Raw genomic sequence first — 12,039 nt, 5'->3', positions numbered from 1 at the left:
GGCCGGCGTTGCGACAAGGCAGAAGCTCGACCCCGGCAGTGCAGCGCGGTAAGCTGTGGCGCAGCCGTGGACCCTGCCCCACCGCTGCACGACCTTCACAACCCGCACACCGTACTCGCCTTGTACACAGGCCCAGGCACCGAACCACGCCCTGAATGCCCCACCGCATGACCCCACCCCGCAAAGCCCTGCCCGCCATCGACACCGACCGCTGCACAGGCTGCGGCTGGTGCGTGGCAGTGTGTGCGCCGCATGTGCTGTCTCTGCAGGTGCAGGGCGATGCCAGCTGGGGGCCCAAGCGGTCTGCGCTGCACGATGCGGCGGGCTGCACCGGGTGCGCGCTGTGCGCCGTGCGCTGCCCGTTCGATGCGATCCGCATGGTGCGCACGGGTGCTGCGCCTGGCGTGCACAACGGTTGACAGGCGGCGGGGGGGGGACGGACGAAGCGGTTTTGTCCCACAGCCGGGGCACGGTGCCTGTGGTGTGATTCAGGGCCCCGGGTTTTGGCCCGGCCGTTCACCCACCACCACTGCATGCACATGCACAAGGAGTCACGCCATGTCTGAAAAGAAAGCCAGCGTTCACTGGGAGGGCGCCGGCAAGGCCGGCCAAGGCCAGATCAGCACCGAGACCGGCGCGCTGAACAAGTACCCCTACGGCTTTGCCAGCCGCTTTGGTGACGACCGTAAGGGCACCAACCCCGAAGAGATCGTGGGTGCTGCACATGCGGCCTGCTTCACCATGGCGTTTTCATTCGCTGCCGACAAGGCGGGCATTGCCACCGAAACCGTGGACACCACGGCCAGCGTGCGCCTGTCCAAGGACGGCGACGGCTTCGTCATTGACCGCATTGCGCTCACGCTGACGGCCAAGGTGCCGGGGCTGGACGATGCGGCGTTTCAAAAGCTCGCAGCCGACGCCAAGGCCAACTGCCCGCTGTCGAAGGCACTGGCTTCGGTGCCAGAGATCACGCTGACTGCAACGCTGGTGCAGTAAAGGCCGGGCCGAGTGTGCGGCACGGTCCACACACCAGTCCCAGCCCGCGACATCCTTCCGACGCCCACGCGGTGATCGGACCACAACGCAGCGCAGGTGCACACGCCTGTCGCTGCGTTTTGCCGTCTACGCAGCACTCCCGATCGTCTTCGTCACCGCGCCCGCACCGCTGCGGCCAGCGCGGCAAACGCCTGCCGGTCCACCGCATGCGTGAAGGCGGTGTTGGGTACCGGGTGGGTGGACAGCTTCACCACCACCAGCTCCGCCGCCGGGTTGATGTGGATGTGCTGGCCCATCAGGCCCTTGGCTTCCAGCGTGCCGTCCGCATCGTGCGGCACCCACCACTGGTTGTGGTACGAGTAGCCCGCGCGCATGGCGGTGCCGGGCGCCTTGCTGAAGCGGGCCGGGTCCGCACCCTTGCGCAGCTCGGCGATGGTGGCGGGCGCGATGATCTGCTGGCCGTTGTAGCGGCCATTGGCGCGCAGCATCTCTGCCAGGCGCCCCAGGTCGCGCAGCGTGGCGTTCACGCCCACGCTGGTGGACTGGCCGCCGTTGGGGTCGGCAAACACATACCCATCTTCCTGCGTGCCCAGGCGCGACCAGATGCGCTCGGACAGCAGCGTGGCGTAGCTCTTGCCCGTCACGCGCTGCAGCAGCCAGCCCAGCACTTCCGTGTCCACCGACTTGTAAGCGAACGCGGCGCCGTGCTCGCCGTCTTTCTTCAGCGTGGGCAAGAACTCGGCCATGCTTTTGGGTGCGCTGCTGCCGGGCGGCGCGGGCTGCAGGCCCGCGGCGGCCAAATACTGGAAGACGCCGGACGTGGGGTCGGCAAAGTTCTCGGCGTACTGCACGGCGGTGGTCATGTCCAGCGTCTGCTGCACGGTGGCGTCGGCCCAGGCGCTGGTGGCCAGCTCGGGCAGGTAGCGGGGGATCAGCGCTGTGGGGTCGATCACGCCTTCGTGAATGAGCTCGGTCACCAGCAGTCCGGTGAGCGATTTGCTCATGGACCACAGCACGTGCGGCTGGTGGGGCTGCATGCCGGTGTGGTGGCGCTCGTACACCACCTGGCCGCGGTGCAGCACCAGCAGGCCGTCGGTGTAGGTGGCCTTTTGCCAGTCGGCCAGCGTTGTGGTGCCGCCCTGGCCGTCGGGCATGGGCAGTGCGTCGTTCAGCGGGCGGGCTGCCGCGGGCAGTGCGCTCGGCGTGCCTGCACCGCGCCACACAGTCGCCGTCGGCCCCAGCTCGCGCAGGTGGTGCGCGGCCCAGCGCACGTTGGGGTACTGCAGGATGTTGGCCAGGCGCACGACCTTGTCGGGCGGCGGCGGAAAGCCCTGCATCAGCCGCAGCGCGGCGGGCTGGGTGGCATCGGGCGGGGGCAACTGGGGCGCCTGGGCGTGGCTGGCAGAGGCCATGCAGACAGCGGCTGCGGTGGCAGCCAGCGTGACCAGGGCGAAGTGAAGGCGGGGGTAGGGCATGGTGCAAAAGTCCTGCAAAGGTGGATGGGATCGGGCAGAGCAACGACGTGGCAAGAAAGGGTGAGCTGCTGGTTCGCAGGGACTAGCCCCGCGCCCCCAGCAGCGCGCGGATCACGGCCTCGGTGCGGTCGTATTCGCCTTCGCCGAAGTGCTTGTAGCGAATGCGGCCCTGCGCGTCGATGAGGTAGGCGGCGGGCCAGTACTGGTTGCTGTAGGCCTTCCAGGTACGGTAGCGGTTGTCTTGCGCCACGGGGTGCTTCACGCCGTGGCGGCGCAGGGCCACCTCGACGTTGCTGGTGGTGCGCTCGAACGGAAACTCCGGCGTGTGCACGCCCACCACGGTGAGGCCCTGGGGCGTGTACAGCTCGGCCCAGCGGTTGACGTGGGGGAGGGTGCGTATGCAGTTGATGCAGGCGTACGTCCAGAAGTCCACCAGCACCACGCGGCCGCGCAGCTGGGCCAAGGTGAGCGGCTCGGAGTTGAGCCAGCGCTCGATGCCGGTGAACTCGGGCGCGGGGCCCAGGTCGGGCAGCGTGGCGGCCTGCATGGCGGAGCCTGCCGCGTGGGTGATGGCGGGTGCCGCCACGGCTGCGGCCACGCCAGCGGCAGACGCGAGGAAGGCGCGGCGCTGCAGCGCAAAGGGTGAAGAGGGGTGCGATGTCATGGTGAAAACTCCTTGCTGCGGGCCGCTCACAGCCCGCCAGAAAACGATGGATAAAACTGCGACAGCCACGCCGTGACCTGGCCATCGACCTCCAGCAACATGGCCAGCGCGACGGCGATGAGCACCACGCCAAAGACCTGCTGCACGCAGTGCGCATGGCGCGACAGGCGGCGTACATGGTGGGCCGCTGCCTGGCCGCCGTAGGCGATGGCCAGCATGGGCAGCGCGGCGCCGGTTGAATACGCCAGCAGCAGCACGGCGGTGCCCACACCGGGCGGCTCGGTGGCGATGAGGGTGAGGATGGACGCGAGCACCGGCCCGGCGCAGGGGGTCCACACCGCGCCCAGGCTCAGCCCCAACAGCAGGCCGCCCCAGTTGCCGCCCGATGAACCCAGCCCCACGCTGCCCACACTGCCCACGCGGTGAAGCACGCCCCCCGCGTATTGGCTGAGCCAGTGGAACGGCCGGGGCCACACCGTGAGCACGCCGAACACCAGCAACATCACGGCGGCGAAGCGGCGCAAACCCTCGGGCGACACGCCCAGCACTTGCGTGAAGCTGCTGAACAGCAGTGCCACGGAAGCGAACGACAGCGCGAAGCCCAGCGCGATGAACAGCGGGCGCGTGCGCTGCGCAGGGCCACCCGCCACCGACGCGCCCAGCACCACTGGCAGCATGGGCAGGACGCAGGGCGCGCCCACGGTGAGCATGCCGGCGGCCACGGCCAGCCAGGGCGAAGTGGCAACGGCGGTTGCGGCCATGGTCATGGCGCACTCCCGTGCTCTGCGGCCGGGCGGCGCCACACCTGCGTCTTGCCGAACAGCGGGATGCCAACATAGGCGCGCACCAGCAGCTGGTCGGGCTCGGCGGGGGTGAGGGTGGCGCGGTAGGTCTTGGCGTTTTCTCGGTTGTAGATCTCGCCCTGATAGTCCCCGCCGCCGGTATCGCGCAGGGCCGACAGCAGGGTCATGCCCAGCGCGGGGCGGGCGTCGGCGGCGGCCATGTCGGTGCCGGGGGCGCTCATGGACCGGTTGGCCAGCACACGCACCACCTTGCCGCACAGGGTGGGGCTGCCACCGGCGTTGGAGGTGGCGGTGGTTTTGGCGTCGGTGGCGCACGGGGCGACGTCCACTTCCAGATTGCCGCTTTCGGTGATCCAGCGGCCCAGCGGGGCCTGGGGGTGGGGGGCTGGTGCCGATGCCGACTGCCCGGCCGTGGCGGGCCGCGCGGCGGCCTCTTGCGCGCCGGCAGCCTGCGCCAGGCCCAGGGCCAGCGCAGCAGCGGTACCCATGGCGATGGTGGGTTTCATGGCAAGTCCTCGTGAAGTTCAGGAAGACTGCATTGAAGCCAGCGCACGTATCGGCGGTTTGTCGTGCGCGGGCCTTTTGGTATGCGCACTTGTCGGCAGCGGCGCCAGACAAGTTCAGATACATGCGGGCCTGCTGGGGCATCACCACGCGGCGCCAAAGTCTGGACAATCAACGCCCATGACGACCACGCCCCCGCCCGACCACATCCTGATCGTCGATGACGACGCGGGCATCCGCGAGCTGGCGGCCGAGTACCTGCAGCGCCAGGGCCTGCAGGTCAGCGTGGCGGCCGACGGGCGGCGGATGCGCGAGGTGCTGGCCACGCAGCGCATCGACCTGCTGGTGCTGGACCTGATGCTGCCCGGCACCGACGGCATCGCCCTGTGCCGCGAACTGCGCAGCCCCGGCGCGCCGCCGCTGCCCATCATCATGCTCACCGCACGCAGCGACGAGGCCGACCGCATCCTGGGCCTGGAGCTGGGCGCAGACGACTACCTGACCAAGCCCTTTGCCGCGCGCGAGCTGCTGGCGCGCATCCACGCGGTGCTGCGGCGCACGCGCATGCTGCCTCCCAACCTGGCGGTGGCCGAGCCCGCGCGCCACCTCGCGTTTGGCGACTGGCGGCTCGATACCACGGCGCGCCACCTGCTCGATGCCACGGGCGCGGTGGTGGCGCTGTCGGGCGCCGAGTACCGGCTGCTGCGCGTGCTGCTGGACCACCCGCAGCGCATCCTCACGCGCGACCAGTTGCTGCAGCTCACGCAGGGGCGCGATGCCGATGTGTTCGACCGCTCCATCGACCTGTTGGTCAGCCGCGTGCGCCAGCGGCTGGGGGACGGTGCTCGCGGCTCTCGCTACATCAAGACCGTGCGCAACGAGGGCTACGTGTTCTGCGCCGACGTGTTGCCCACGGCAACACCCAAAGAGGCCGCCGCATGACGCTGCGCTGGTGGCCCCGCTCGCTGTTCGGGCGCATCCTGCTGGTGCTGGCGCTGGGCCTGGCGCTGGCGCATGCGCTGACCTTCGTGCTGGCCATCACCGAACGCGGCATGACCATGCGCCGCGCCATGGTGTCGTACCTGGCGAGCGACGTGGCCAGCTCCCTGGCCATGCTGGACCGCCTGCCCGCCGCAGAGCGCGCGCAATGGGTGGATCGGCTGGCACGCCGCAACTACCGCTTCACGCTGACCGCGCCGCTCGACGCACCCGAGGACCCGTCCGCCATGGCCCGCCTGATTGCCGGCGCCGTGGGTGCCACGCTGCCACCGGGCCGCTCAGTGCGCGTGATCGACCCGCGCATGCCCGGCACCGAGCTGCGCCTGCAGCTGCAGCTGGCCGACGGCACCCCACTGGCCGTGGACATGGCAGAGCCCCGGCTGCAGGTCTCGCCCTGGGTGCTGGGCGCGCTGGCGCTGCAGCTGGCGCTGCTGGTGGGCCTGTGCGCCTGGGCGGTGCGCGCGGCCACGCGGCCCCTGCGCACGCTGGCCGACGCGGCCGATGCGCTGGGTGCCGACCGCCCTGCCGTGCCCCTGGCCGAAGACGGCCCGCGCGAGGTGCAGCGCGCTGCCCAGGCCTTCAACCGCATGCAGCAGCGCATCCAGGCGCACCTGGAGGAGCGCATGCGCATCCTCGCCGCTGTCTCGCACGACCTGCAGACGCCCATCACCCGCCTGCGCCTGCGCGCCGACCTTCTGGACGACACCGCGCTGCAGGGCAAGCTGCACGCGGACCTGGCCGAGATGCAGTCGCTGGTGGAAGAGGGCATTGCCTACGCACGCTCGTCCCAGGCCGTGCAAGAGCCGCTGCAGCGCGTGGACCTGCGCGCGCTGCTGCAGAGCATTGCGTTCGACTACGCCGATGCGGGCCTGCCGGTGACGCTGCTGCACGCCGACCCGGGCACCTGCGACACGCGCCCGCAAGCGCTGCGCCGGCTGGTGTGCAACCTGGTGGACAACGCGATCAAGTTCGCGGGCGCGGCCGAGCTGAGCCTGGAGGCATGCGAACAGGAACAGGACCAGACACCGGCGCAATGCCCGTGGCTGCTGCGCGTGCTGGACCGCGGCCCCGGCATTGCGCAGGCCGACCTGGCCGCCGTGCTGCAGCCCTATGTGCGGCTGGAAGACTCGCGCAACCGCGGCACTGGCGGCACCGGCCTGGGCCTGGCGATTGCGAGCGAGCTGGCCAAGGCCCTGGGCGGCCGCCTGGTGCTCGGGCCACGCGCAGATGGCGCGCAGGGACTGCAGGCGCGGCTGGAGCTGCCGGAGGCGAGCCCGGCATAGGCATGTGCGCCCATGCCGCTGCTACAGTGGCCGCTCCGTGGATTCTCAAAAGGACAAGGCCGTGGACACCTCTGCCAGCACCCGCCAGAGCGATATCAGCGCCGGCAACCCGCGCATCCGCGTCGGTATCGGCGGCTGGACCTTCGAGCCCTGGCGCGACAACTTCTACCCCGCGGGCCTGTCGCACAGCAAAGAGCTGCAGTACGCCAGCCGCCAGCTCACGGCGATCGAGGTCAACGGCACGTACTACAGCACCTTCAAGCCGCCGACGTTCGCCAAATGGCACGGCGAGACGCCCGAGGGCTTCATGTTCTCGCTCAAGGCCAACCGCTTCGCGACGAACCGCCGCGTGCTGGCGGAGGCGGGCGATTCGATCGCGCGCTTTGTCGACAGCGGCATCTCCGAACTGAAGGACAAGCTGGGGCCCATCGTCTGGCAGTTCATGCCGAGCAAGGCGTTGGATCCGGGAGATTTCGAGGCCTTTCTGGCACTGCTGCCGCAGCAGGTGGATGGCCTGCCGCTGCGCCACACGCTGGATGTGCGCCACCCGAGTTTTGCGACGCCAGAGTTTGTGGCGCTGGCGCGCCGGTATCGCTGCGTGCCTGTGTACACCGACTCCAGCAAGTTTCCCGCCATCGCGGATGGCGAGGCCGACTTTGCCTACCTGCGTCTGATGCGCAGCGAGAGCGGTGTGCGCACGGGCTATACCACCGAGGCGATTGCGCAGTGGGCGCAAGGTGTGCGCACCTGGACCGGCGGCGAGCGGCCCCGCGATGTGTTTGTGTACTTCATCAATGGCGCCAAGGAGCGCGCGCCTGCAGGGGCGATGGAGTTGCTGCGGCAGCTGGGCCTGCGCGGGTAGCCACAGCCGCCACAACGGCAGCAGGGCGCTACAACGTCTCGCGCTGCACAAAGCCCTGCGGCGCCTCGCCGCCATCGGGCACATGGCCCACCACCACGCGGTCCACCCGCGCATGCTCAGGGCCCTGGTGGGCCCATTCGATGAGCGCCAGCACGGCGGATGCCGGGCCCCAGGCGCAGGCCTCCACGCGGCCATCCTGGCGGTTGCGCACCCAGCCCGTCACGCCCAGGCGTTCGGCAGCCTGCACCATGGACCAGCGGTAGCCCACGCCTTGCACATGGCCGTGGATGAACAGGTGGCGGGTGATGCCATCGTCATCAGGACGAGGATCGGCGTTCGTGGTGGGCATGGGGGAAGGCTGTGGGTGCGGCAGGGGAATGAAGGATACGCGCAAGGCCAGGCCACCCCGCAGCGCCCCGCAAGGCCCTGTCGTCCATCTCGTCCATCTCGTCCATCGGTACGCAACCCCGCACCGGATGTGCGTGGTGCGCCGTCTGTGTGTTGCCTGTTCGACGCGATGGTGATCGCTGCGCATCCCTGCGCCCGGCTGCAGGGCCACCCGGCCCTGGTACGGCAAAATTTTTGAATGGACAAAGGCCGGATGGCGGCACCACCTGGACGTCGCGTGACAGCAATCGCGCGTGGCGCGCGGTGAGCTCGTCTTCCGACGGGCGCGTCCTGGTAGCCGCCACCAACGGCGCACTGCTGTATGTGTCGACCGACTATGGCGTCACATGGGTGGCCAGGGCCTCGAGCCAGTTCTGGTGGGGCGTGGCCTCGTCTGCCGACGGTCAACGGCTGTATGCCAGCGTCGACACCGGAGCCATCTGGACTTCCAGCGACTACGGGACCTCCTGGCAGCCGACGGGAGCCACCCGCGACTGGCGCGGGATCGCCACCTCTTCGGACGGCCGTTTTGTGGTGGCGGCCAGCTCCGGGGGAACACTGTACGAGTCCTCGGACTATGGCGCGACGTGGAGATCAACTGCGAGCGCAGGAAGCTGGAACCCGGTTGCCAGCAGCAGCGACGGTTTGACGCTGCTCGCGGGCAATTCGGGCAGCAATCTCTACGCAGGCTCACGCAGGTCCTCGACGACGACCGGCGTGGCAGGCTCCCTCTCGGGTGGACAAGAGGATGCCTTGCAACTGCAGTACGTCGGTGCAGGCGTCTTCATGCCGATCAGCTACGTGCTGGCGGGGCCCCAATTCACCGTGCAGTAACGCTTGCAGGCCTTGTGAGCGCCAGCGACCCTTGGATGGAAAGCCACGTGCACAGCCACCAGGACCAGGTTGCCTGCGGGTGGGGAGCCGCGTAACTTGCGAACCGCACTGCACACTTGACGTCCCCCGGATCGGCTGCGTTACACTGCGCACTTCATGTCGTACACCGCCATCCCCTTCACCAACGCACGCGCCACTGCCTTCCAGGGCATGGGCATGATGCCGCCCGCATCCATGCGGGCCAATGGTGAACAGCGGGCACTGGGTGCACGCATGATTACCACCATTACCCCCGCGGCCACCTGAGCACGCGCAGGTGGCCGTTTCGGCAGCCACCTGGTGATCGCTCTCTTCTCCCCCAAGACGAATGTGAATGAAACCCAGCTCTGGCAGCTGGGTTTTTTTGTTTGTTCGTTTGATTGTTTTGCAGTCGTTTGGAGAAGCCCATGTTCCGCGATCCCGTCCAGTCCCTAGAAGCCCCGTCGTTCCAGCCCACAGCTGAGGCCCTGCGCCCCCTGCGCGTGGGCATGATCGGCATTGGCACCGTGGGCGCGGGCACCTTCCGCGTGCTGGCGCGCAACCAGGCGCTGATCGCGGGCCGCGCGGGCCGGGGCATCGAGGTGGTGGTGGTCGCAGCGCGCAACCTGGCCCGCGCCGTGAGCGTGGTGGGCAAGGACGTAGCCCTGACCAACGACCCCCTGCAGGTCGCCACGCACCCCGACGTGGATGTGCTGGTGGAGGCCGCTGGCGGCACCGGCCCCGCGCGTGAATGGGTACTGGCCGCCATCCGCGCGGGCAAGCACGTGGTCACGGCCAACAAGGCGCTGCTGGCCGAGCATGGCAACGAGATCTTTGCCGCCGCGCGCCAGCACGGCGTGGCCGTGGCGTACGAAGGTGCGGTGGCCGTGAGCATCCCCATCGTGAAGGCGCTGCGCGAGGGCCTCACGGCCAACCGCATCGAATGGGTGGCCGGCATCATCAACGGCACCACCAACTTCATCCTGAGCAAGATGCGCGACGAAGGCGTGGGCTTTGCCCAGGCGCTGGCCCAGGCGCAGGCGCTGGGCTATGCCGAGGCCGACCCGACCTTCGACATCGAAGGCATCGACGCCGCGCACAAGATCACGCTGCTGGCGGCCAACGCGTTCGGCATGCCGCTGCGCTTTGCCGACGCGCAGGTGGAGGGCATCACCGCACTGCAGGGCCTGGACGTGGTCTGTGCCGAGCAGCTGGGTTTTCGCATCAAGCTGCTGGGCGTCGCCCGCCGCCGCGAGCACGGCGATGGCGTCAACGGCGATGGTGCCGACGGCGTGGAACTGCGCGTGCAGCCCGCGCTGATACCCGCCACGCACCTGCTGGCGCATGTGAACGGCTCGATGAACGGCATCATGGTCAAGGGCGACGCCTCGGGCGTGACGATGTACTACGGCGCGGGCGCAGGGTCCGAGCAGACCGCCTCGGCGGTGATCGCCGACCTGGTGGACGTGGCGCGGCTTCACGGCACCCACGCGGCGCAGCGCGTGCCGCACCTGGGCTTTCATGCCCCGGCCATCCACGACCATCTGGCCGTGCTGCCCCGCGCCGCCGTGCACACCCGCCACTACCTGCGCGTGCCGGTGCACCAGGCCCAGCAGGTCGAGGCCGTGGGCGCGTGGCTGGCAGCGCAGCACGTGCCTGTGGCGAAGGTGCAGTTGGCCTGCGCCCAGCACCTGCCCGCCGGCGGCACGCCCCAGGTGCTGGTGCTGACCGACGCGGTGGCGCAGGCCACGGTGGACCTGGCCGTGCACGCACTGGGCGCGCACCCGGCAGTGGCCGGGCCGGTGGTGTCGCTGCGGGTGGAGATGCTGGAGGGGTGATGCCGAGGGGTTGCCGCGGGTGGTGCCGAGCTGCACGTCGCGCCCTGCCATCACCACCCCGCACCCACCCCCCCCCACCGTTCACGCTGAGCCTGCCGAAGCGCCGCGCAAGGCCGCGACAAGCTCAGCCCGAACGGTATGGGTGGGTTCGACGGTGCTTGAAGACCCCAGCAGGCCCCATCGCTTGCCTATCAAGCGCCAAATGCTATGAATGTCATAGCAAACAGTGGCTAGATGCCCGGCCCTCGCTCCACCAGCGCCGCCATGGCCAGCGCTTGCGGCGTGCCTTCCGCCGTCAGCCCCTGAACGACGCCCGCGCGGTCCGTGTCCGTGCGGTTCTGGCTCACCTTCCAGACGCCTTCCCACCGCTCCACCGCCAGCTCCACGCCCACGATGGCGCCCAGAAGTTTGTGCAGGTAGTCGGCAGGCGCATCGTCCACGTGCCAGGGGTGCGGGCGGTGCGATTCATGCGCCTCGGTCAGGGTGTGCAGGATGGCGCGCAGGCGCTCGGGGTTGCCGTCTATGGCGCTCAACGTGCCGTGGGCGTGCACCGTGGCGTAGTTCCAGGTGGGCACCTGCTTGCCGTCGATGGCCTTGGACGGGTACCACGACGGCGACACATACGCCTGCGGGCCGTGGAACACGGCCACCGCGTGCTGCGGCAGCAGCGGCCACACGCCGTTGCCACGGCCCACGTGGCCCACCAGCGTGCCGTGCGGGCCGCGCGTGGGGTCCAGGTACAGCGGCACGTGGTTCACGTGCAGGGAGCCCTGGTGCGAGACGACCAGGGTGGCCAGGGGCTGGTCCCGCACCAGGCCTTGCAGGACGGCGGCGTCGGACACCTGGAACTGGCGGTTGGCAATGGTCATGTCAGGCTCCTTACCCTTCAACTTCCAGTACGGGCGCGCAGTCGATCTGCGTCTTGACCGAGTTGGCCAGAAAGCACGCCGCATGCGCCTGGTGGTGCAGGTCGGCCAGGACCTCGGCGGTCGGTGCGTGCGCGGCATCAAAGCGCGTGACGGGCCGCAGCTGCACGTGCGCGACGACCAGGCGACCTTGCGCGTCCTTGGCCATGGTGCCCACGGCGGCATCGGTGTAGCTGTCCACGCGCCAGCCGGCGCGGCAGGCGAAGTCCAGGAACCACAGCATGTGGCAGCTCGACAGCGCGGCCACATAGGCTTCTTCCGGGTCCACGGCCGCGGCGTCGGAGTAGGGCAGCGGCACCACATGCGGCGACGACGAGCCGGCCACCACGGCGCCGCCATCGAACTGCCAGCTGTGCGCGCGGTGGTAGCGCTTGTCCAGAAAGTCGTCGCTGCCACGGGACCAGGCGATGGTGGCGGTGTGCTCGGCCATAGGATCTTTCTTGTGGGTCC

At 69.5% G+C, this 12,039-nt stretch carries 15 protein-coding genes; 8 read left to right on the top strand and 7 right to left on the bottom strand.

The window, feature by feature from the left end; all coding sequences use genetic code 11:
* Window positions 1-167: 167 nt before the first annotated feature.
* Window positions 168-419, top strand: coding sequence for an ATP-binding protein (locus ASG27_RS02005; RefSeq protein ID WP_056171757.1), 252 nt, complete (start codon window positions 168-170; stop codon window positions 417-419).
* Window positions 420-558: 139 nt separating this feature from the next.
* Entirely contained in the window at window positions 559-996 is a 438-nt protein-coding gene (locus tag ASG27_RS02000; protein ID WP_056410819.1) for an OsmC family protein, read from the top strand.
* A 152-nt stretch (window positions 997-1,148) separates the two neighbouring features.
* Here the strand turns inward: ASG27_RS02000 and ASG27_RS01995 are convergent, their stop codons facing one another.
* The 4 genes from ASG27_RS01995 to ASG27_RS01980 all read right to left on the bottom strand — a co-directional run bounded on the left by ASG27_RS01995 (window position 1,149) and on the right by ASG27_RS01980 (window position 4,444).
* Entirely contained in the window at window positions 1,149-2,471 is a 1,323-nt protein-coding gene (locus tag ASG27_RS01995; RefSeq protein WP_056410816.1) for a serine hydrolase domain-containing protein, read from the bottom strand.
* An 82-nt stretch (window positions 2,472-2,553) separates the two neighbouring features.
* Window positions 2,554-3,135 (bottom strand): thioredoxin family protein, encoded by a 582-nt coding sequence (locus ASG27_RS01990; RefSeq protein ID WP_056410813.1) that lies wholly within the window; start codon window positions 3,133-3,135, stop codon window positions 2,554-2,556.
* A 26-nt stretch (window positions 3,136-3,161) separates the two neighbouring features.
* Window positions 3,162-3,902, bottom strand: a complete 741-nt coding sequence (locus ASG27_RS01985; protein WP_082485707.1) for a cytochrome c biogenesis CcdA family protein — start codon at window positions 3,900-3,902, stop codon at window positions 3,162-3,164.
* Entirely contained in the window at window positions 3,899-4,444 is a 546-nt protein-coding gene (locus ASG27_RS01980; protein ID WP_056410807.1) for a DUF2147 domain-containing protein, read from the bottom strand. Before ASG27_RS01980 ends, ASG27_RS01985 begins: the two co-directional genes overlap by 4 nt.
* 178 nt (window positions 4,445-4,622) lie before the next feature.
* Here ASG27_RS01980 and ASG27_RS01975 point away from each other — a divergent pair, with 178 nt between their 5' ends.
* The 3 genes from ASG27_RS01975 (at window position 4,623) to ASG27_RS01965 (ending at window position 7,586) form a co-directional block, all read left to right on the top strand.
* Entirely contained in the window at window positions 4,623-5,384 is a 762-nt protein-coding gene (locus tag ASG27_RS01975; protein ID WP_056410804.1) for a response regulator, read from the top strand.
* Window positions 5,381-6,724, top strand: coding sequence for an ATP-binding protein (locus ASG27_RS01970; RefSeq protein WP_056410800.1), 1,344 nt, complete (start codon window positions 5,381-5,383; stop codon window positions 6,722-6,724). Before ASG27_RS01975 ends, ASG27_RS01970 begins: the two co-directional genes overlap by 4 nt.
* Before the next feature lie 61 nt (window positions 6,725-6,785).
* Window positions 6,786-7,586 carry a DUF72 domain-containing protein gene (locus ASG27_RS01965; protein WP_235503892.1) on the top strand — a complete coding sequence of 267 codons (801 nt, stop codon included), beginning with the start codon at window positions 6,786-6,788 and terminating at the stop codon, window positions 7,584-7,586.
* 28 nt (window positions 7,587-7,614) lie between these two features.
* On the opposite strand, the gene ASG27_RS01960 is transcribed toward ASG27_RS01965, so the two are convergent.
* On the bottom strand, window positions 7,615-7,935 hold the full coding sequence (locus ASG27_RS01960; protein ID WP_056410798.1) for an acylphosphatase: 321 nt from the start codon (window positions 7,933-7,935) through the stop codon (window positions 7,615-7,617).
* A 302-nt stretch (window positions 7,936-8,237) separates the two neighbouring features.
* Between ASG27_RS01960 and ASG27_RS01955 the strand changes: the two genes are divergently transcribed.
* From ASG27_RS01955 to ASG27_RS01950, 3 genes are all read left to right on the top strand, one after another.
* Window positions 8,238-8,807 (top strand): WD40/YVTN/BNR-like repeat-containing protein, encoded by a 570-nt coding sequence (locus tag ASG27_RS01955; protein ID WP_056410794.1) that lies wholly within the window; start codon window positions 8,238-8,240, stop codon window positions 8,805-8,807.
* A 156-nt stretch (window positions 8,808-8,963) separates the two neighbouring features.
* Window positions 8,964-9,113: a hypothetical protein gene (locus tag ASG27_RS26440; RefSeq protein ID WP_156370408.1), complete on the top strand. Its 150-nt coding sequence runs from the start codon at window positions 8,964-8,966 to the stop codon at window positions 9,111-9,113.
* A gap of 140 nt (window positions 9,114-9,253) precedes the next feature.
* Window positions 9,254-10,663, top strand: coding sequence for a homoserine dehydrogenase (locus ASG27_RS01950; protein ID WP_056411603.1), 1,410 nt, complete (start codon window positions 9,254-9,256; stop codon window positions 10,661-10,663).
* A gap of 230 nt (window positions 10,664-10,893) precedes the next feature.
* Here the strand turns inward: ASG27_RS01950 and ASG27_RS01945 are convergent, their stop codons facing one another.
* Window positions 10,894-11,532, bottom strand: a complete 639-nt coding sequence (locus ASG27_RS01945; RefSeq protein ID WP_056410791.1) for an FMN-binding negative transcriptional regulator — start codon at window positions 11,530-11,532, stop codon at window positions 10,894-10,896.
* A gap of 10 nt (window positions 11,533-11,542) precedes the next feature.
* Window positions 11,543-12,019, bottom strand: coding sequence for an OsmC family protein (locus tag ASG27_RS01940; RefSeq protein WP_056410786.1), 477 nt, complete (start codon window positions 12,017-12,019; stop codon window positions 11,543-11,545).
* Between the last annotated feature and the right edge of the window lie 20 nt (window positions 12,020-12,039).

The organism is Acidovorax sp. Leaf191, assembly GCF_001424425.1.
In the GTDB taxonomy this organism is placed as follows: Bacteria; Pseudomonadota; Gammaproteobacteria; order Burkholderiales; family Burkholderiaceae_C; genus Acidovorax.
This window is presented reverse-complemented; position numbering and strand designations above follow the sequence as displayed.